Raw genomic sequence first — 20593 nt, 5'->3', positions numbered from 1 at the left:
TTTAGTTTGGTATATCCCAAAAATTGGTAGATTTACTTAAGTCGTTGATAGTGCTAACTATGTTGATTGAAGCGGAAGGAGCGAGACTCCTCGAAAATGCATTCACATTTTCTCGTGCGGTGCCTATTCACGGATGATGATTCAACGTCCTGCGGGAAAAACATGACAAGGGAGACCCCGCAGCCGCACAGCGCCGAGGAGGCTCCCGGCTCGCCCGCGGAAAGCGAGCACCTGGAGCCAACAGACAAGTTTAACAGAGCCAAAAAAATAAAACAATATTGAGGTGTGACATCATGAACGTATTGGATGCAAAAATCATTAACACACAATATGGTTTAGAAACCTATTTAGACATGGTGAAGAATATCGAAGTAAAAGAACTCCATTCTCCATCAGATAATGAGCCCTTTTATGAAATAGTATTAGGGATAGAGTATTTTCTTCTAAGGGACGGAAAATATTATGATAGTGAAAGGAATTATTTTCGGATTCAAATGAGCGAAGATTTTAATTCAATCACGTTAAGAGAGACAGATACCGAAAGTTTATTTGCTGTCAAAACCGAACACGAGAGAGACTCAACTAAGCTACTGGTTGGAGAATGGCTTATAAAAACCAATGCTTTCAAGCAAGTAATAAGTGAACTGATCCAACAAAAGAAAATGGAGAATGTTCAAAATGAGGGAGACACTCGAAAAGTATTAGGAACGATAAGATTCTTGGAAATATTACTTGAAATCAAAACAGAAGACATACTAAGTGCCGATGTAGAGAGGGACCATTGAGTTTTCTTAATACTAACTATCTTTTAATGTACGCTATTGATAATTACACGGTCCCACTAAGGATTTTTCAAAATTGAAAAGGGGGAGTTTAAATGTGTTTTTAAAAACTTCCCTTATATACTGTAGAAAAGGAGAATGCACTAACATGAAACGTTTTACTATGCCGAGAGATCTTTTTTACGGAGAAGGATCTCCGATTGAAGCAGCTAAGCTAAATTTGATTGAAAGGGGAAGTAATGTATGACTATTTCGTTTGATTACTCCAATGCATTAGCATTTATGAAAAAGAGTGAAGTAGATAATCTAAGTGAATTTGTAAAAGTGGCTCATAAAATGCTACATGAAAAAACAGGCCCCGGCTCTGATTATCTTGGTTGGGTCGATTTGCCACTAAACTATGATAAGAGTGAATTTGAAAGAATTAAACAAGCTGCTGAAAGAATCAAGAAACATTCAGACGCAATGGTTGTAATTGGTATTGGTGGTTCGTATTTGGGTGCAAGATCAGCTATAGAAGCTTTGTCCCATAGCTTTCATAACCAAATGAACGATAAGACAAAAGTGTATTTTGCCGGTCACAATATCAGTTCTACTTATATATCTCATTTATTTGAACTATTAGAGGGGAAAGATATCTCTGTTAACGTCATTTCCAAATCAGGAACAACGACAGAGCCAGCCCTTGCTTTCCGTATTTTTCGTGACTATATGGAGAAAAAATACGGAAAAGAAGAGGCGAGAAAACGTATTTTTGCCACTACAGATCAGGAAAAAGGCGTATTAAAAAAGCTTGCGGACAAAGAAGGATATGAAACGTTTGTTATTCCGGATGATGTAGGTGGAAGGTATTCTGTGCTAACAGCAGTTGGTCTCTTACCAATTGCCGTAGCAGGACTTGATATTGATCATATGATGGAAGGGGCAGCAGCAGCAGCCCGTAAATACAACAATCCTGATTTATTGACAAATGAGAGCTATCAGTATGCTGCGGTCCGAAATGTACTCTACAATAAGGGAAAAGCAATTGAAGTGCTTGTTAACTATGAGCCCTCCCTTCACTACGTATCGGAATGGTGGAAGCAGCTGTTTGGGGAAAGTGAAGGAAAAGATCAAAAGGGGCTATTCCCTGCTTCCGTTGATTTTTCAACGGATTTGCATTCCATGGGGCAATATGTACAAGAAGGTCGACGAAACCTTTTAGAAACGGTTTTACAGATTAAGAAACCTCGAATTGAAGTGACTATTCAGGAGGATCCAGAAAATATTGATGGATTAAACTTCCTGGCAGGTAAGACGATGGATGAAGTCAACAAAAGTGCATTTCAGGGTACCCTTATGGCCCATATAGATGGAGAAGTACCTAATCTCGTGATTGAACTGGATGAAATGAATGAATACACTTACGGTGAGATGGTTTACTTTTTTGAGAAGGCATGTGGGATTAGTGGCCATCTATTAGGAGTTAACCCATTTGACCAGCCTGGAGTCGAAGCATACAAGAAGAATATGTTTGCTTTACTTGACAAACCTGGTTTTGAAGCAGAAAAAGCTACTCTCATGGAGCGTTTATCAAAATAATTATATCTGATTGGTTTTGTATTAATAAAAAGATTGTTACCAAAAACCATATTTTTTGTAACAATATTTATGAGAAATACTGATGCTTGATTTTACTAATTTTATAGGTTACCAAAAATAATTACCAAAAGTTTTACCAAATACTTTTACAAAAATGATGTCTCTTGTACAATTAGATTATTAAATTGTGCAGGAGGCTTCTTTATGATAATCGGTTATGCTCGAGTTTCGACAGTTGACCAAAATTTAGACCGACAAATTATATTACTTTCTGAGTACGGCTGTGAAAAAATGGTTCAAGAGAAATTTACTGGGACTACAAAGGATAGAGATGGACTTAACTCATTGCTAGATGTAATAAGGAAAGGTGATACCGTTGTAGTAGAAAGTATTTCACGCTTAGGGAGAAAAACACTTGATATTCTTTCTATTATTCAGCAATTCGAGGATACTGGTGTAAAGTTCGTTTCTATTAAGGAGAACATGGATACAAGAACATCAACGGGAAAAGCCATGTTTCAAATGATGTGTGTCATCGCAGAGTTAGAAAGAAATTTAATTGTAGAAAGAGTTAAAGAAGGGTTAGAAGCGAGTAAAAGAAGAGGAAAAAAACTAGGAAGGCCTAAAGTGGATCAAGGGAAAATTGAAATAGCCTTGAGGATGTATGACAGTAAAGAATACTCGGTAAAAGAAATTGTAGAAGGTACAGGACTTTCACAGGGATCATTATATCGAGCGATTAATAAAAGAAAACTAGTAGAAGCAAATTAATAATCTCTTATATTTTTAGGGAATTATGTGACGGACTAGGGCAGCTACTCTGTCACCACCCCCAACTTAATTTGAATGGAGTTGGTAATTTGTCATCTATAGAACGTACGGCTTATCCAAGATTTAAAAAACGTCCTACTTCAAAAGAACTTCGTGATGTTTACTCCCCTACACCTGAAGAAAACCAATTTGCGCATAAAGTTGCTAGAGGACCTGTTTCAGTTCTAAGTCTATTAGTTATGTTAAAGTCTTTCCAACGACTTGGTTACTTTCCTCCACCGAAAGATATTCCTGTAGAGATCATGATTCATATTCGGACCTGTTTGAATCTCTCTGCTAGTGTTGAACCGAATTACAATAGTAAATCAATTTACCGACATCAAAAAGCAATTAGAGATTACCTCAATGTACGTCCTTATGGAAAAGAAGCCTTACATATTGCAACTACTTCAATTTATAAGGCTACACAGGTAATGGACAATCCAGCCGATCTTATCAACGTATCCATTGAAATATTAATAAAAGAAAGGTGTGAATTACCTGCTTTTAGTACATTAGATCGATTGGCTCGTCGTATAAGAACATTAGTGAATCACCAGTTATTTAATTCAGTATTTTCAAAATTGACTCCTGAAATTGAGCGAAAATTAGATCAATTACTAGTTACTAAAAATGATAATCGGACTTCTGAATATAACTTATTAAAAGAAATTCCAAAAAGCGCAACACTTTCGCATATGAAAGAAATACAAAATAGGTTACTTCTGTTAACTGATTTTATAGAAGAAATTGATAGCTTACTAGAGGATATTCCAAATTTAAAAATTAAACACTTCGCTTTAGAAGCAAAAGCGCTTGATGCATCAGAATTAAAAGACTTTAATTTAGCTAAAAGATATATGCTGCTACTTTGTATGATTTATCGCTCAAAAATTTCAGCTATAGATAGTTTGGTAGAGATGTTTCTCAAAAGAGTCAGAACTATACATAACAAAGGCAAAGAGGAGCTAGAACTTCTTCGAGAAAAACATAGATCAAAAACTGAAAATCTTATATCTGTTTTGGCGGAAGTCTTAAATGCCACAAGTATAAATGAGAACGATACCTTGACTGGTCAGAAAATAAGGGAGTTATTAGGGAGAAGAGGTGGTATCGACGCATTAAAAGAAGATTGTGAATCAATTTCATCATATAATGGCAATAACTACCTTCCTCTTTTATGGAAGTTCTATAAAAGCCACAGGAAAACTCTTTTTAGATTGATTAGTATGATTGAAATTAATTCAACCACACAGGATCAATCACTTTTAGAAGCTTTACAATTTTTACGTGATAATGAGAACCGAAAAATTGTAAAGCTACAAATAGATTTGGATCTTTCATTTGCTAGTGAACAGTGGAAAAAAACGATTTATGTACCTAAAGAAAATAACTTAATCCATCGTAAACACCTTGAAATCTGTATTTTTTCCTATCTTGCAAGCGATTTAAAAACGGGAGACCTTTGTGTAAAAGGATCAGAGAATTTTGCTGATTACCGTGAACAGCTCCTTTCTTGGGATGAGTGTAAACCTATGGTAGATGAATACTGTAAGGAACTTGGCTTTTCTTCAAATTCAGGGGATTTTGTTCAACAATTAAAGCTCTGGCTAGGAGATACTGCACAAAAAGTAGATTTAAACTACCCTGATAACGGCCAGGTAATCATTAATGAAAATGGAGAACCAACGTTGAGAAAAATAATGAGAAAAGAACAACCTCAGACAAGTAAGGCGTTAGAGGTAGTTATTTCTCAACGGTTACCTGAACGAAATGTCTTAGATATTCTTTGTAATGTAGAACATTGGACAAATTGGACACGGCATTTTGGACCATTATCTGGTTCAGATCCTAAGCTTGAAAATGCAATGGAACGTTATATCATTACTTCTTTTGGATACGGATGTAATTTAGGACCAACACAGACTTCTAAGCACATGAAAAAAGCAGTAACCCCACACATGATTTCATTTGTAAATCGGCGACATATTAATGCATCTAAAATAGACGAAGCTATTCGTAATATTTTAAATCAATACAATCAATTTAGTTTGCCTAGACTATGGGGTGATGGAAAAACGGCTGCTGCAGATGGAACAAAATTTGATCTCTACGAAGAAAACTTAATCTCTGAATACCACATTCGATACGGAGGTTATGGGGGGATTGCATATCATCATGTTTCAGATACTTATATTGCACTCTTTAGTCACTTCATTCCATGTGGAGTTTGGGAAGCAGTTTATATTATTGATGGTTTGCTGAAAAATAAATCAGACATTCAGCCCGATACGTTACATGCTGATACGCAAGGTCAATCAACGCCTGTTTTTGCACTTGCACATTTATTGGGGATTAATTTAATGCCTCGTATTCGAAATTGGAAGGATTTAAAATTTTACAGGGCTGATAAGGACACAAAATATCACCACATTGATCAGTTGTTTAGTGATACCGTTGACTGGGACCTAATTGAAACACACTGGCAAGATCTGCTCCAAGTGGTTCTTTCTATAAAAGCTGGTAAAATATTACCCTCTACACTACTTAGAAAACTAAGTAACTATAGTAGAAAAAACCGATTATATCAAGCTTTTAGGGAATTAGGAAGGATTGTAAGAACTGTATTTTTGCTTAAATATATTTCTGATATAAAACTAAGAGAGCAAATTGGTGCTAGTACAAACAAAGTCGAAGCATATAACGGCTTTTCCAAATGGCTATTTTTTGGTGGCGATGGGATCATTTCAGAAAATGATCCAGAAGAACAAGAAAAGCGAATTAAATATAATGATTTAGTTGCCAACGCAGTAATATTCCAAAATGTATGTGATATAACACTTATTTTGTGGGAACTTTCTAAAGAAGGCTATGTATTTTCAAAAGAAGATATTGTCATGCTTAGCCCTTATCTGACTAGGCATATAAAACGTTTCGGAGACTATATGATCGATTTAGAAAATATTCCACAACCAATCGAGGAAGATATTCCTGTATAGTATATAAGAAAGTAAAGAGCAAGAAAGGGTTATAAATGGTAAACAATACCATACTATGACCCTTTTTTACATGTATCTCGGTCGTACCCCAATATAGCATTATTTTGTAAGTACACACTTTACTTTTACATAGTGATAAAAAGTATACTATTGGTTATAATACAATCTGGAAGTGTATAGTAAGATTAGGGTTGAAGAATGACTTTGACACACTCATCTTCGTGATCATTAAAGATTTGATAGGCTTCGCTCGCCTGGTCTAGACGCATTTTATGAGAGACGATTTCTGTTGGGTCCAACTCTCCCGACGTAATCATTTTAAAGAGCATTGGCATGTAATGTATGACAGGTGCTTGGCCCATTTTTATTTGTACATTTCTTTCAAATATATTCCCTAAAGGGAACTGGTTATATTTGGACCCGTAGACCCCAGTCAGCTGCAACGTTCCAAATTTTCTCACAGCATTCATACCGATTTTGATCGGGCTAATTGTTCCACCAATAAGCTTCATCTTTTGTTCGGCAGCTTCGAGGGGTGTTTTTTTACCATCCATCCCTACGCAGTCAATGACTGCGTCTACACCGCCATTTGTGATTTCTTTAATATGGGAACCCATATCATCAAATTCATCAAAATTATAAATTTCAACATTGTTCATTTTTTTGGCACGTTCAAGCCTATATGGAAGATTATCGACCGCAATGACTCTTTTTGCGCCTTTCATCCATGCAAACTTTTGCGCCATTAACCCAACCGGTCCACAGCCGAGTACGGCAACTGTATCCCCTTTTTTTACCCCTGCACTTTCAATGCTCCAATAAGCAGTTGGTAGTACATCAGACATAAACAGTAATGCTTCATCTTCAAGTTCAACAGATTCAGGAATTACAAAAGGCATAAAATTCCCATAAGGAACACGCAAATATTCAGCTTGTCCACCTGGATGATTACCGTAACGCTCCGTAAATCCAAAATATCCGCCTGTATCAATTTCTGGATTTGGATTAGAATTATCGCATTGGCTCTCCAAATCATGCTGACAATAGAAACAGCTGCCACACGAAATATTAAACGGTATGACAACTCTGTCCCCTTTCTTCACTTTTGTTACCTCTGGCCCTACTTCTTCTACAATACCCATAGGCTCGTGGCCAACTACGTAATCTTTTTCAGCTGGCAGGGCACCTTGATAAATATGTAAGTCAGATCCGCATATCGCTGTTGATGTAATGCGCACGACAATATCGTCTTTTTGTTGAAGCTTCGCATCTGGAACTTCTTTCACTTGCATATCCTTGGAACCTTGAAAAGTAACTGCTTTCACAAGTAAAACCTCCTACTATAAATTGATATAACTTGTATATAATATACCCATTGAAGAAATTTATATGTTTTTTTATTTATTTTTAGTTCTATTTGACTAAATAGGGCGTTTGCTTCAGTTCGACTCCCGCTTTGACATTAAAAATGAGATGGAAAAGGCGTACTAATCTATTATCAGAGGTACGCCTTTTCAAATGCCTAAATTATGCACGATAGCAACAATCTTTGAGAGAACAGTTAAAATAAATCTAAAAATCTGTGCGTCAAAAATTTATAAGTTTTAGATGTGAAAGCGTTTTGACTTTGGCTCCCTACATTTTTGGTTTATGCAGCTATAGGGACTTGTGCCATTTCGGTTACTACTACTTTAATGTATACAAGAAATTACAGCTCAGCGATGGTCCCCATTTACTGCATCCGTCTAACAACGGGTTTTTTTTACATCTATTGCTCATTTTGTATAAAAAGCAAAAAGTGTACATACCCGGTTATTCGGAATTATCAGCGCTTTTTATTTTACTCTTCATGTTCCAAAATCTAACATGACCACTACTTATGCTACTCTATGTGTTCTAAAACTCGTCCTTTTCTGAACACACTCAGATATCCGTTGAAATGAATGTTTTTTAAGGCTATAGGTGTTACAAAACTCTGTTCATTATTCTATGTTCAATAACATATTGAATTCTATCTTATGTTACAATGAACTTAAAGGAAAAATGAGAAAAGAGTGATTACTGGTGTTAATTGGATATGCGCGCGTTTCGACAGGGTTACAAAATTTAGATTTACAAATGGATGCGTTAACGCAACATGGCTGTGGAAAAATCTTTCACGATAAGATGAGTGGAGCGAAAAAGCAGCGCCCTGGCTTGGAGGAAGCACTTCAATATGCACGTGAAGGCGATACCATTGTTGTTTGGCGATTAGATCGTCTTGGTCGCAACATGCAGGACTTAATACAGATTGTGAATACTTTGAACGAACGAGGTGTGGGCTTTCACAGCCTGCAAGAAAACCTAACGATGGACAAAAGCAACGCAACGGGGCAATTAATGTTCCACCTCTTCGCAGCCTTTGCAGAATTTGAACGGAATCTGATCGAGGAACGCTCAGCAGCAGGACGAGCAGCAGCTAGAGCGCGTGGTCGTCTTGGGGGACGTCCGGAGAAACTGGAAGCGAAAGATATTGAAATGATGAAATCGCTCATTGAAAATGGTACATCAATTAAAGATGTGGCGGAAAAATGGGGCGTATCTCGAACAACCATTTATCGCTATTTGGAAAAACCTCTAAAATAAAACGTAAAGCACTTGTTACCAGCTCACAGCTTGGATAAGTGCTTTTATTGTTTAGAATAGGCGTATTTTGAAGTGCAAAATAGCACTTAAAACAGGTGCAATTTACCGATTAAAGTGACAGGTTCTTTCTATAAAAGCTGGTAAAATATTACCCTCTACACTACTTAGAAAACTAAGTAACTATAGTAGAAAAAACCGATTATATCAAGCTTTTAGGGAATTAGGAAGGATTGTAAGAACTGTATTTTTGCTTAAATATATTTCTGATATAAAACTAAGAGAGCAAATTGGTGCTAGTACAAACAAAGTCGAAGCATATAACGGCTTTTCCAAATGGCTATTTTTTGGTGGCGATGGGATCATTTCAGAAAATGATCCAGAAGAACAAGAAAAGCGAATTAAATATAATGATTTAGTTGCCAACGCAGTAATATTCCAAAATGTATGTGATATAACACTTATTTTGTGGGAACTTTCTAAAGAAGGCTATGTATTTTCAAAAGAAGATATTGTCATGCTTAGCCCTTATCTGACTAGGCATATAAAACGTTTCGGAGACTATATGATCGATTTAGAAAATATTCCACAACCAATCGAGGAAGATATTCCTGTATAGTATATAAGAAAGTAAAGAGCAAGAAAGGGTTATAAATGGTAAACAATACCATACTATGACCCTTTTTTACATGTATCTCGGTCGTACCCCATATTGTTTAATTACTTTATAGAAAGTATTTTTCTTCAGATCTAGCAGCTTCATAAACTCAACCGCAGTAATTTTTTTCGATTTCCATCGTTCATAATTCTTTTCAATTAAATATTTTTGTTCCGTTGTGAGATTGATGTAATTAATGCTAGGCCTACCAAATGTTTGCCCTGAAGCTTTTGCGGCAGCTATTCCTTCAGCTTGTCTTAAAAGTATTCTCTTCCTCTCTTGCTCGGCTGCATATGCAAGCAAACTTAGAAATTGATCTTCAAGCATTTTCCCCATATCACCCATTGAACGAAATTTCCTACTGTCAAAAAGCTCGGCATTCTCCAGGACAATTATGTCTGCTTGCAAAATCCTAGTGATTTCTTTCCATTCTTGAAGGATACCATCATAGTTGCGTCCTAATCGGTCTAACGCATCGATGTAAATTAAATCACCTTTTTGGATAAATCTTTTTAATAACAGATATTGCGGTCTGTCAAAATCTTTTCCGGATAATTTATCAATGAAGATAAATCTTTCTTCTATCCCCAATTCCTTCATTTTATGTATTTGGCGTGCTTCATTTTGATCTTTAGAACTAACTCGAACATATCCGAAATTTGTCAACCTTTTTCACTCTCCCTACTTCACCATTATATACCAATATGTTTATAAAATCTATGTAATAACATAAACGTTTAAAAAATAATATTTAAGGAGTTTTCAAACGTTATTAACATAGAATGATAACTTGTCCTAAAAGTATACCTTTATAAACAAAATCTTTAAGATAAAAATATTCTTTATGTTTTGGTTATATGCAGCATAAAAAGGGAAAGAAATGAGTATAATGAAACAAAAATACAATTTCGTTTCATTGTATGGTAAAATAAAGGAAAGGAGGGATAGAATTGATTTCTTTGCAAAATGATAATGCAAATTCATCAGGGTTTCGAGAAGAATTTAGTAACAAATTAGTTAATAAGCTAACCCAGCATCCAGATATAAGCGCTGTTGAATTGGTTTCAAATTACGCATATGCGATGCAAATGAAATATCATTCGTATCTTATTACTATAACTCCGGCCAAAGACACTGTTTTCATTCAAGAACAAGCTCTTTATAGTAAATGGACAGATGAATTGAATAACATCCTAAAGGATACTAGGCTCCCACTTATAGAATCTTTTGCCAAAGCAAAATATGCTTTAGACCAAATGTTTCTATTAATTACTGAACGGGGTAAGCTTGAGTATATTTACCATCGTAAAGCCTTGATTACTTCACACCAACTTCAAAAGTTATTAGGTATATCTAAAGCTACCCTAAGCCGGTATGTATCTACTGGTATGGAAAGGATTACAGACGTAGGTCATCGTTGTTACCCTCTCCATAATTTTTTCTATTGGCAAAACGGCGTTTGGGCATCACGAATTCAAGCTTTGTATCAACACTATCGTATACGTAATCGCATAAAAGAAGATGTAATTAAAGAACTGATGGATGAAATTAGCGAATTCCAGAACATTTACAATGGAACATTTGAAGAAGTTTTTGAAAATATAGATGATCCGTATTCCCTTGATGAACCTGATGATTATTTTGATTGGCGAGATGCTCTTGAAGAATTAAACAAACTACAATATGAATAACCCAAAACAACAAATGCAAATAGAAAGGGTTCAATATTTTGCTGACCTTTTCGAATCAAATCCTCAACTCTTTAATCACAACAAGATACCTGAAATAAAGGCAAAGGGAGAGGCAAGAGTTGTTGCTACATTGCCACTAAATAATCATAATATTTACGGGGAAACGGTCTTATCTATAAACGAAAAATACAGTGATTTAGGCGATATTGAAGAATATCGTTATGCTTGGGAATACCCTGTTGTTCAAGGAAGAAACAGAAAGAGTAAACACGAAAGACATATTACTTCTTTTGATAAACAAGAACACCCAGAACCACCAAGACATGTAAAAACAGATCCCTTTCATCACCATAATGTTCCGGGTGATACAGTTCCGCGAACAGAAACAAGCATTGAAAACCTACACGAAGTGATTGGCATTATTACTGACTATATCGAGTCAAATAAAGAGTATATTGAAACACATACATTTTATATCGAGTTATAAACAGGTTAAAGCACCCTTACTCTGTAGAAAGAGTGCTTTTTTTGATATTTACTCCGAAATGATGTGCAGAGATAATAAAGTTGTTTATTTTACAATAAAATCATTTAAAAAATAATATAGTTGTTCAAAAAATACTTCTTCCACTAACAGGCAGGTTAGTGCAACAATTTCGTATATATAATCAGCCGCATATGGTATTTTTTGGGTAGGGTTGAACGTTCTTTGTTATCCTTCAATTGTTAATCTGAATTGTATTTTTGTAACAAGGAAGAACTGATGTCTATTTAAAGTGCTTTCTTCTTCTTCAGTGTAAATGGAAGGGGTGAATAGTTATGTTCAAAAAATATGATAAATCATTTGCTATTTTGTTTGCTTTGGCTTCTGTCGGTTTCTTGATTGCTTTCGGAGTAAATCGTAATTTTCTTGAATGGGCATTCGCACGGCATCACAATCAACTTTCATGGTTTATCAGGCCGATTTTCATTATTCCTTTTTGTTTCTTTGCTTTCAAAAGAAGTTTGGCAGGGATTTCGTGTACCCTGTTTTGCATTTTTACGAGCATGTTTTGGTTCCCTGAACCGAGTTCGGTTAATGCTGATGTACAGGAATTCCTTCAATATGAAGTAGGCTATCTGACCAGTGATTGGGGAATGGTGAAGATTTTGGTTACATTAATCATTCCACTGTCACTTACCTTGCTAGCTCTTGCTTTTTGGCAGAGAAACATCTGGTTTGGTTTTTCGGTTATGACTTTTATCGCATTCGGAAAAATAGGATGGAGTTTAATTTTTGCTGGTAATTCAGGAAAATCAATTATTCTGCCTGCCACAATAGGACTAGCAGGTTCTATGCTCTTTGTTTATCTTGGCATCTTAAGAATAAAGAATCGAAACAATAGTGATAATAGACTGTCGAGATAATGAATAAAGAATGTGAAGTACTTAAACAAACGGGTGCATGAGTTTAAGATCAGAGCTGTTATCGTGGCAGCTCTTTTTTGTTAAACTAACGGGGAAGGTTAGTTGAATAAGGATACCCATTTAAGAGCGATAAGCAATAGGGTACGGATTTGATCAAATTATGAGATAATAATAAATAATAATACATTTGAATACTTCAATGACTTGGAGGAGCCTGTCACCAAGGGATACGTATGTCCCTTGGTGACAGGCTCTTTTTGTATGTCTGTGTGTTATAAAACAAATAATAAAGATGAAAGGTGGAATATGGGTGTTAATACTACAGTTAGCCATTATTATAGTTACAGCCAAAATAGCCGGGAGCTTGAGCGTGAGATTGGGGCAGCCCGCAGTTCTCGGACAATTATTGATCGGAATTGTCTTGGGTCCCTCCTTCCTGGGCTTGGTGAATGAAACAGAAACACTGGCAGAATTTAGTCAGATCGGTGTTATACTTTTGATGTTCATCGCTGGCTTAGAAACGGACCTGGATGAATTTAAACGCACCGGGAAAGCCTCCGCATATGTAGGTTTGGGCGGTATCGTAGTTCCTCTGTTAATTGGTTACTTAGCAGGCATCACATTGAACCTTGGTACTTTCGAATCTTGGTTCCTCGGTTTGCTGCTCTCTGCTACCAGCGTTAGTATTTCCGTGCAGGCTCTAAAGGAGATGAATCAATTGCAAACCCGAGAAGGCACCACGATTTTAGGGGCTGCTGTAATTGACGACGTAGTTGTAATCATTGCCTTGGCATTCTTAATGAGCTTTGCAGGCGGAGATGTAAGTTTGACGACAGTCGTGCTTAAAAAGGTACTATTCTTTGCTGGAGCGATTCTTATTGGATGGAAATTGGTACCGTGGTTCTTGAAAAAGTTTTCAACATTAAAAGACTCGGAAACGGTGATCTCGTCCGCCCTAATTATTTGCTTCGTTTATGCTTTCCTCGCTGAATATACGGGAGTGGCTGCGATTATCGGAGCCTATATCGCAGGTGTTGCTATCAGCGTGACAAACTTCAAGGGAGAAGTTTTTGAAAAGGTCGAGACGATCAGTTACGCCATCTTTGTTCCCGTGTTCTTCACATCCATTGGTGTGACAGCTCAATTTGCAGGTATAGGTGAAAATTTGGGTTTAATTACAGTTTTAAGCCTTATCGCAATCATGACCAAATTAGTTGGTGCTTCGCTCGGGGCAAAATGGGCTGGGTTTAATTGGAACAGCTCATTGGGAATCGGAGCAGCGATGGTTTCAAGGGGAGAAGTCGCATTGATTCTGGCAGCATTGGGACTTGAATCTGACTTACTTTCACAAGATATGTTTGCTGTGATTGTCGTCGTAATACTGGTTTCCACCATTGTGACTCCACCAATGATGAAATGGTTCTTTCAATCGAAAAGCAAAGCATAGAATATCGCATAATCTGTAAGTCAAGCCTCCAAGAATTCTTGGAGGCTGTTTACTAGAGATAATGTGTATTGTATCTTTCTTGTTCCACTAAAGGGGCAGGATAGTTTAAGAAAATTATGGAGTCAAAAAGGAGTTTTTATCAAATGGACTTTAAAATAGGTGAAACACTAAAATTTGAAGAAATTTGTGTTAAAGTAGTTGAAATTAAAGAAGATGCTATTGTATTTGAGGTTTTGTCCACAGGGCATGAGGAAGATGAAGGCAAACTGATGGAAGTTCCAATGTGGTATATCCAATCCAATAAAGACCAAATAAAAAGATAGCAATATTCTTGAAATATCACTATACAAATGATTCGTCATTAATGGAAAGCTAGGAATAACTTACAAACACCTTTTCACCAGAATTATCGCAGCTGTCGTGCTACTATTAATCAGAGGTGATTATCAGGTGTTTGCTGCACCAATGCTATTAGAAAAGTCAGACGAACCTTTTGACGATGAAAAATACATCACTGAACTCAAACTTGATGGGATCAGATTGATATTAACCAAATTCAATAACCAAATTAAGCTGTATTCGCGACATAACAACGAAGTGACCGCCAAGTTCCCGGAGCTGCTGCATTTAAATATTCCTGATGGCACAGTCCTTGATGGAGAGATAATCGTATCCGATTCAGAAGGCAAGCCAGATTTTGAGGCCATGATGGAAAGGTTTCAGTCGAAGCGATCGGAGCATACCATTCAGTATTGTATATTTGATGTTCTTTATCATAAGGGTGAGAAAGTGACACATCTGCCATTGCTGCAGAGAAAAGAGCTGCTTGATTCGCTAGTGGAAAATGAAAAGCATATTTCAAAGGTACAATGGCTGCATGGGAATGGCCGAGCTTATTTCGATTTAGTGAAACAGAACGGACTTGAAGGTATTGTCCTTAAAAAAGCTGATTCCAAATATCAGATCAAGAAGAGATCACACGATTGGCTGAAGGTAATTAACTATCAATATACTGATGTGGTGATTACCGGTTTGCGAAAAGATAAGTTTGGGTTGCTGCTGGCTTTTGAAGAAAATGGCAGGCTAAAGCCTGGTGGTTTAATGGAGTTCATGACACCGGCTGCTCGGAAACAATTCTATGGTGAGTACAGAGATTTGATCGTGGATGAAAATAAGAAGTTTACATTCATTGAACCGAAAATCAAGTGCCGGGTTAAATTTAGGAACTACACGAAGACGGGGCTTTTACGGAGTCCGTCATTCGTTGAATATATATCTTGACGTCTATCAATTAGGTAGGCGTTTTTGTTTTAGGGTATACCAATCCAGAAACAGTTGCTAATATTTGCTATCTAAATAACCCCACTTTTTGCAAGTTTGGTTATTGTTTTGTAATTTGTGAAAGTGGTTATAGTCTCGTTCAATCAAAAACGATCATGTAAGGAAATTTCTTATCATGATCGTTTTTTTATCTAATTTTCTAAGTATCGATATAAGGTGGATTTACTAATCCCCGTCTCTTCTTTTATTTGTGACAGGCTATAATTTTTACTTTGATACATTTCAATCGCGCGTTGAACATTTTTATCAGGTTTTCTTGGTCTACCAGCACTAACACCCTTCTCTTTGGCTTCTGACAATCCTATTTTTGTTTTTTCGCTTATTGCATCGCTTTGAAATTCAACAAGATGTTTCACAATTTCAGTGAATGGATATCCAGATTTGATACTAGTATCGATATTCTCATGAAGAGAGATAATATAAGCACCTTTCGATTCAATCTCTTCTAGTAACTCTACAAGATGTCGTGTTGAATCAGCTAAAGTAAAAAGTCTTGTCACAACTACTTTGTCATTCTTATTAAGATTGTGGATTAAATTTTTAAGTTGCGTGCGTTTTTTTGGAGATGAATGTTCTTCTGCAATGATTATTTCACAATTCATTTTTTTTAAGTTGCTTAATTGTATTTCACAGTTGAGGTCTTGTTGATGGGGTCTCATATAACCAATTAACATGTCATATTCTCCTAACTGTTCGTGCTTTTCCTTATCATACCATAAAGTTATTACTATAAAAAAGGACCAAAAAGGTTCAATTTTGGGACAAAAGATGGTACACTCATTTTATTGGGTTTTAAATTCGACTTTTATGAGAGTTAAAAAGTCAAAAAATAAATATAAACTGAGGTGTAAACATAATGGTCGAGAAGTTAAAGAAAGAATGGTTCTCCAATGTGAGAGGAGATGTCCTTGCTGGTATTGTAGTTGCTCTTGCCTTAATACCAGAGGCTATCGCCTTCTCCATTATAGCAGGTGTTGATCCGATGGTTGGATTATATGCTTCTTTCTGTATTGCAGTCATTATTGCGTTTGTGGGTGGAAGGCCAGGAATGATTTCAGCTGCCACCGGTGCGATGGCATTACTGATGGTACCGTTGGTTAAAGAGCATGGGCTTAATTATTTACTGGCAGCCACTATTTTAACAGGTATAATCCAAGTGATATTTGGTGTGTTTAAGGTAGCCAAAGTGATGAAATTTATCCCACGTGCCGTGATGATTGGCTTTGTAAATGCATTGGCCATACTGATTTTTATGGCGCAGGTTCCTCATTTTATCGGGATTTCAACTTTGACTTATGTCTTTGTTGCCATCACTTTAGTGATTGTGTATGTATTGCCGAGATTTATCAAGGTAGTCCCAGCTCCATTAATCGCAATTATCGCGTTAACAGCTGTGGCGATTTTTTCTAATGCCGACTTGAGAACTGTCGGTGATTTAGGTGCGATCACTCAATCCTTGCCTTCATTTTTCATTCCAGACGTTCCATTTACTTTTGAAACATTACAAATTATTTTCCCTTATTCCTTAGCCTTAGCAATTGTTGGGTTGCTTGAGGCCTTATTAACTGCATCTATTGTTGATGATATGACAGGCACAGAAAGTAATAAAACTCGCGAGTCAAAGGGACAGGGAATTGCCAACATCGTTACAGGCTTCTTTGGAGGGATGGCAGGTTGCGCGATGATTGGACAGTCCGTGATTAATGTGAAATCTGGAGGGAGAGGCAGACTATCAACGCTTATTGCAGGTGCCTTTTTAATGTTTTTAATTATTGTTTTAGGCGATTTAGTGGTTCGAATTCCAATGTCGGTTCTCGTGGGCATTATGATTATGGTCTCCATTGGTACATTTGATTGGACTTCGTTTTCTTATTTAAAAAAGGCTCCTAAAAGTGATGCAGTAGTTATGCTGGTAACGGTTGCTATCGTAGTTGCCACTCATGATTTGTCTAAAGGAGTTATCGCCGGTGTCATTTTAAGTGCCATATTCTTCGTAGCTAAGATTTCAACAATAAAGGTAACTAAAAAGCAAGAAAAGCAAAATACGGTTTTTCAGGTGGAAGGTCAGTTGTTCTTTGCATCTGTAGAAGGGTTTTTAGAAGCTTTTGATTTCTCTGCGGAAAATAAAAATATCATTATCGATTTCTCAGGCGCCCATATCTGGGATGATTCAGCAGTAGGAGCGATTGACAAAGTGGTAATTAAATATCGAGAGAATAAAAATGTTGTGACCATCAAAAATTTGGATTCGGCCAGCCAAAAGCTTGTTGATAAGCTGGCCATATATAACAATTCAAATGCAAAGCTGTCCGGCCATTAATTTTAATAGGAGTGAGAAACATGTACAAAAGGATTTTGTTAGCTGTGGATGGATCGGAGCATTCAATTAGAGCTACTGAAGAATCAATAAAAATTGCTTCTTTATGCAAGGAATGCTTTATTGAAGTGGTTTATGTAGCGGACTTCTCAAAAACAAAGAGAGATGTTCTTCACTCCCAGGGAAGAGAGGAACTTGAACTATCTAGGCGAAAGAAGCTTTTACCCATTGAAGAGCAACTAAAATCCAATTCATTGACTTACCACGTGAAGATATTGCATGGTGAACCCGGCCCTACAATAGTTGAATATGCAAACCAAGGAGAGTTTGATTTGATTGTGATAGGAAGCCGCGGCCTAAATTCTTTGCAGGAAATGGTATTAGGAAGTGTGAGCCATAAAGTAGTAAAAAGAGTAAACAGTCCAGTTCTAATCGTAAAATAAAAAAGTATTACTATTGGTGAAGAATATTAATGTGAAAAAGTCTCCAGTTCATAGTGACCGGAAACTTTTTCTTTTAATGGTAGGGTAAAGAGGATAAAGTGTTTGCGATAAATAATTAAGAGGTGGAAAAATGGTTAAAAATTTACTTAAAAAGTACTCCTTCTTATTCATGGCAACCTTATTTATGTGGTTAAAAACCTATGTAATTTATAAGACTAGCTTTGATATAAAGATAGAAAATGGAATGCAAGCCTTCATTTTATTTCTCAACCCACTGAGTTTCTTGTTGTTATTGTTTGGATTGGGTCTGTTTATGAAGGAAAGGGCAAGGAATATTTATGTCATTAGTGTAGGCATAGTATCTACTCTCGTTTTAATTGCTAATGTTATGTTCTATAAGTTCTTTAATGATTTTCTGACTATTCCTGTATTATTTCAATCGAGCAATATGGGTGACTTAGGAAGCAGTATAGGAGAGCTGGTAAATCCTTTATATTTGCTATTGTTCATAGACGTGTTTCTTTTAATTTGGTGGGCAAGCAAGCGAAATAATGATGTTCAAAAAGCTACTGTCAAAGAAAGTTGGATTTACTTCGTGATGGTTACGGCAATTTTCATTATCAATCTAGGACTCGCTGAATCGGAACGCCCTCAATTATTAACCCGTTCGTTTGACAGGGAAATATTAGTCAAAAATATAGGGATCTTTAACTTCCACATATATGATGGCGTACTGCAGACTCGTACCAGTACAAAAAAGGCACTGGCAAACAGTGATGAACTGACTGAAATTCAAAATTATTTGATGGCCAACAAACCAAAGCCAAATGAAAAGATGTTCGGGATTGCAGAAAAGCGCAATGTCATATTTGTTTCAATGGAATCTACCCAAAGTTTTGTGGTTAATGAGAGACTGAATGGAGAGGAGATTACGCCTTTCCTTAATGATTTTATAGGGGTTCCGTCAGGAAAATGCGGATTTACAACGTTAAACTATTTTTTTGGAAACAAAAACCTTGCTTCCCCAACTCTAAGCAGAAGAAGCAAGGTGAGTTAATAATTTCACTTGCCAGAATCACGAGGTGGATTCACCATGTTCATGTAATTTATATCTTCCAGGGTAAACAATATTCACCTCAACCTTTACATGGCGCAGGGAATCTTGGTTTAAAACGAGTTGCTGTTTTCCTGTGGCAATGCTCTTCCATTGATGTGGATGTTTGCGATACAAAGATTCGCCCAAATTGTAAATATCTATACCCTCTTTAAAAGCAGTTTGATACGTTTTGCGGATTTGCTCCTCTATTTTTTCCTGAGCCATTTGTGTGAGTTCCTTTTCGGTAAGGTCCGTATGCAATTCATTGATCCCTGCCTTCACTTTTACTGAAATATCGAAATACGCCTTGTTCAATTTCACAATAGGAGTCACTTCATATTTGGGTTTTTCTGCGACAAGAATAGCCGCAAGCTTCTCTTCGGCAAACAAATCAAGAGGTACTCGGATCGTGTGAGTACTTAGCCAGGGCATTCCCGACAAATCCTTAAGATCCATTCGTCCATAATAATTGTGTAGATCATATACATGTATGCCAGAATATCTAAGCAGCTCTTTTGGTTTATTACTTTCCTGCCATTGACCTTTGTGAAGCGATAATTCCGGTATATAACTGGTTCTGGCCTTTTCGTTTGAGTCCAGTACAAATTGTTGCAGGCGGACCGGAGCAAGGATAGAACGCTGTCTGAAATTTTGCTCGGGATTGTGAAGAATGGATGCATTTGGCGATAATCTAAAAAATGGGGTTGCCAGCAAGATTTCTTCAGGAGGCTCTCTTGCGCTAAACAGCCAGGCCAAGTACCTTATTTCACGATAACGGTTGATCAATTCCAGCACTTCTCCGACTTTGTTTTCCTTCATCAATCTCTCGCTGAACAAAATGGCAGAGATTTGTCCCCAGTTTAAGCGTTGTTGTGATGTACTGTACAAATCATTTGCCGCCTCCGTAAACGAGGAACCTTCGCCTTTGCCCACCCAAACCGGGGGCTGCTCCGCTTTTTGCTGTCCCTCCAGCTTGGCCACTGTCGAGAAATCAAGCAATTGCACATACAAGGTGTATTGGCCATCGACATAGTCTATTCCAACAGCCGTAGCATAGTTCATGTTTTGCACTTCATATCTGCTCCAGCAACCGGTAAGGGTGAGAAGAAGGAAAAGTGCAACCATACTTTTATATCTCCTCATTTATGCCTGTCCCCTTGCCTTGTAGAATCTCGTGTCTTCAACATGTCCGGTCGAGTGTTTCGCCATGGCCAAGGTAATCGAAACAAAGCGTTGGCCAAGTCTTTAAATGGAGGTGATATTGGGGCCAAGTAAGGTAAGCCGCATGAACGCAATGAGGCTAAATGGCTGAGCACAATAAATAATCCAAGAAAGAAGCCATAAATGCCAAGCGTGGCAGACAGAATGAAAAGAAAAAAGCGTAAGGTACTAATCGTTC

18 protein-coding genes and 2 pseudogenes are annotated in these 20593 nt (G+C 36.9%); 15 read left to right on the top strand and 5 right to left on the bottom strand.

Features of this window, described 5'->3' with window-relative positions:
* Positions 1 to 293 precede the first annotated feature (293 nt).
* The 4 genes from FAR12_RS21005 (at position 294) to FAR12_RS20990 (ending at position 6172) form a co-directional block, all read left to right on the top strand.
* Positions 294 to 785 (top strand): hypothetical protein, encoded by a 492-nt coding sequence (locus tag FAR12_RS21005; protein WP_031538332.1) that lies wholly within the window; start codon positions 294 to 296, stop codon positions 783 to 785.
* Between the two features lie 240 nt (positions 786 to 1025).
* On the top strand, positions 1026 to 2363 hold the full coding sequence (locus tag FAR12_RS21000) for a glucose-6-phosphate isomerase (protein ID WP_066154493.1): 1338 nt from the start codon (positions 1026 to 1028) through the stop codon (positions 2361 to 2363).
* 204 nt (positions 2364 to 2567) lie between these two features.
* The gene (locus FAR12_RS20995) at positions 2568 to 3134 is read left to right on the top strand and encodes a recombinase family protein (protein WP_066154495.1); all 567 of its coding nucleotides are present in this window, start codon (positions 2568 to 2570) and stop codon (positions 3132 to 3134) included.
* An 89-nt stretch (positions 3135 to 3223) separates the two neighbouring features.
* Positions 3224 to 6172, top strand: coding sequence for a Tn3 family transposase (locus tag FAR12_RS20990; RefSeq protein WP_072501989.1), 2949 nt, complete (start codon positions 3224 to 3226; stop codon positions 6170 to 6172).
* A 185-nt stretch (positions 6173 to 6357) separates the two neighbouring features.
* Here FAR12_RS20990 and FAR12_RS20985 read toward each other — a convergent pair whose 3' ends face one another.
* Entirely contained in the window at positions 6358 to 7497 is a 1140-nt protein-coding gene (locus FAR12_RS20985) for a zinc-dependent alcohol dehydrogenase (protein WP_066154501.1), read from the bottom strand.
* Positions 7498 to 8236: 739 nt separating this feature from the next.
* Here FAR12_RS20985 and FAR12_RS20980 point away from each other — a divergent pair.
* Positions 8237 to 8797, top strand: coding sequence for a recombinase family protein (locus FAR12_RS20980; protein ID WP_072501987.1), 561 nt, complete (start codon positions 8237 to 8239; stop codon positions 8795 to 8797).
* A gap of 121 nt (positions 8798 to 8918) precedes the next feature.
* Positions 8919 to 9413, top strand: a pseudogene (locus FAR12_RS20975) (Tn3 family transposase); the annotation flags it as partial.
* 66 nt (positions 9414 to 9479) lie between these two features.
* Here FAR12_RS20975 and FAR12_RS20970 read toward each other — a convergent pair.
* The gene (locus tag FAR12_RS20970) at positions 9480 to 10118 is read right to left on the bottom strand and encodes a recombinase family protein (RefSeq protein ID WP_126410724.1); all 639 of its coding nucleotides are present in this window, start codon (positions 10116 to 10118) and stop codon (positions 9480 to 9482) included.
* Between the two features lie 284 nt (positions 10119 to 10402).
* On the opposite strand from FAR12_RS20970, the gene FAR12_RS20965 reads away from it, so the two are divergent.
* The 6 genes from FAR12_RS20965 to FAR12_RS20940 all read left to right on the top strand — a co-directional run bounded on the left by FAR12_RS20965 (position 10403) and on the right by FAR12_RS20940 (position 15278).
* A complete protein-coding gene (locus FAR12_RS20965; RefSeq protein WP_126410723.1) occupies positions 10403 to 11143 on the top strand; it encodes a hypothetical protein in 741 nt (246 codons plus the stop codon).
* Entirely contained in the window at positions 11136 to 11630 is a 495-nt protein-coding gene (locus FAR12_RS20960) for a toxin-antitoxin system TumE family protein (protein WP_126410722.1), read from the top strand. The genes FAR12_RS20965 and FAR12_RS20960 overlap by 8 nt, the downstream gene beginning before the upstream one ends.
* A gap of 332 nt (positions 11631 to 11962) precedes the next feature.
* Positions 11963 to 12550 carry a hypothetical protein gene (locus FAR12_RS20955; protein ID WP_126410721.1) on the top strand — a complete coding sequence of 196 codons (588 nt, stop codon included), beginning with the start codon at positions 11963 to 11965 and terminating at the stop codon, positions 12548 to 12550.
* A gap of 310 nt (positions 12551 to 12860) precedes the next feature.
* Positions 12861 to 13997, top strand: coding sequence for a cation:proton antiporter (locus tag FAR12_RS20950; protein WP_126410720.1), 1137 nt, complete (start codon positions 12861 to 12863; stop codon positions 13995 to 13997).
* Positions 13998 to 14140: 143 nt separating this feature from the next.
* Positions 14141 to 14320 (top strand): hypothetical protein, encoded by a 180-nt coding sequence (locus FAR12_RS20945; RefSeq protein WP_126410719.1) that lies wholly within the window; start codon positions 14141 to 14143, stop codon positions 14318 to 14320.
* A 127-nt stretch (positions 14321 to 14447) separates the two neighbouring features.
* A complete protein-coding gene (locus FAR12_RS20940; protein WP_126410718.1) occupies positions 14448 to 15278 on the top strand; it encodes an ATP-dependent DNA ligase in 831 nt (276 codons plus the stop codon).
* A 191-nt stretch (positions 15279 to 15469) separates the two neighbouring features.
* Here FAR12_RS20940 and FAR12_RS20935 read toward each other — a convergent pair whose 3' ends face one another.
* Entirely contained in the window at positions 15470 to 16012 is a 543-nt protein-coding gene (locus FAR12_RS20935) for a recombinase family protein (RefSeq protein WP_126410717.1), read from the bottom strand.
* A 182-nt stretch (positions 16013 to 16194) separates the two neighbouring features.
* Between FAR12_RS20935 and FAR12_RS20930 the strand changes: the two genes are divergently transcribed.
* From FAR12_RS20930 to FAR12_RS20920, 3 genes and pseudogenes are all read left to right on the top strand, one after another.
* Complete coding sequence (locus FAR12_RS20930) at positions 16195 to 17658, top strand: SulP family inorganic anion transporter (RefSeq protein ID WP_126410716.1); 1464 nt, start codon at positions 16195 to 16197, stop codon at positions 17656 to 17658.
* Positions 17659 to 17678: 20 nt separating this feature from the next.
* The gene (locus tag FAR12_RS20925; RefSeq protein WP_126410715.1) at positions 17679 to 18098 is read left to right on the top strand and encodes a universal stress protein; all 420 of its coding nucleotides are present in this window, start codon (positions 17679 to 17681) and stop codon (positions 18096 to 18098) included.
* Between the two features lie 130 nt (positions 18099 to 18228).
* A pseudogene (locus FAR12_RS20920) lies at positions 18229 to 19053 on the top strand (LTA synthase family protein); the annotation flags it as partial.
* A 120-nt stretch (positions 19054 to 19173) separates the two neighbouring features.
* Here FAR12_RS20920 and FAR12_RS20915 read toward each other — a convergent pair.
* Together FAR12_RS20915 and FAR12_RS20910 are read right to left on the bottom strand one after the other, a co-directional pair.
* Entirely contained in the window at positions 19174 to 20337 is a 1164-nt protein-coding gene (locus tag FAR12_RS20915) for a Ger(x)C family spore germination protein (RefSeq protein WP_246010468.1), read from the bottom strand.
* Entirely contained in the window at positions 20334 to 20588 is a 255-nt protein-coding gene (locus tag FAR12_RS20910; protein ID WP_281275706.1) for a spore germination protein, read from the bottom strand. Before FAR12_RS20910 ends, FAR12_RS20915 begins: the two co-directional genes overlap by 4 nt.
* Positions 20589 to 20593 lie beyond the last annotated feature (5 nt).

Origin of the sequence: Bacillus yapensis, assembly GCF_005280205.1 — a bacterium.
Classification (GTDB): domain Bacteria; phylum Bacillota; class Bacilli; order Bacillales; family Cytobacillaceae; genus Robertmurraya; species Robertmurraya yapensis.
The sequence above is the reverse complement of the archived record's forward strand: the minus strand, read 5'-3'. Positions and strand labels throughout refer to the sequence as shown.

What these genes read in the sequence shown, in the direction of transcription:
- FAR12_RS20915 (WP_246010468.1), bottom strand. Translation starts at nt 20,337, where the DNA reads ATGAGGAGATATAAAAGTATGGTTGCACTTTTCCTTCTTCTCACCCTT.
- FAR12_RS20960 (WP_126410722.1), top strand. Translation starts at nt 11,136, where the DNA reads ATGAATAACCCAAAACAACAAATGCAAATAGAAAGGGTTCAATATTTT.
- FAR12_RS20930 (WP_126410716.1), top strand. Translation starts at nt 16,195, where the DNA reads ATGGTCGAGAAGTTAAAGAAAGAATGGTTCTCCAATGTGAGAGGAGAT.
- FAR12_RS20955 (WP_126410721.1), top strand. Translation starts at nt 11,963, where the DNA reads ATGTTCAAAAAATATGATAAATCATTTGCTATTTTGTTTGCTTTGGCT.
- FAR12_RS20935 (WP_126410717.1), bottom strand. Translation starts at nt 16,012, where the DNA reads ATGTTAATTGGTTATATGAGACCCCATCAACAAGACCTCAACTGTGAA.
- FAR12_RS21005 (WP_031538332.1), top strand. Translation starts at nt 294, where the DNA reads ATGAACGTATTGGATGCAAAAATCATTAACACACAATATGGTTTAGAA.
- FAR12_RS20925 (WP_126410715.1), top strand. Translation starts at nt 17,679, where the DNA reads ATGTACAAAAGGATTTTGTTAGCTGTGGATGGATCGGAGCATTCAATT.
- FAR12_RS21000 (WP_066154493.1), top strand. Translation starts at nt 1,026, where the DNA reads ATGACTATTTCGTTTGATTACTCCAATGCATTAGCATTTATGAAAAAG.
- FAR12_RS20945 (WP_126410719.1), top strand. Translation starts at nt 14,141, where the DNA reads ATGGACTTTAAAATAGGTGAAACACTAAAATTTGAAGAAATTTGTGTT.
- FAR12_RS20995 (WP_066154495.1), top strand. Translation starts at nt 2,568, where the DNA reads ATGATAATCGGTTATGCTCGAGTTTCGACAGTTGACCAAAATTTAGAC.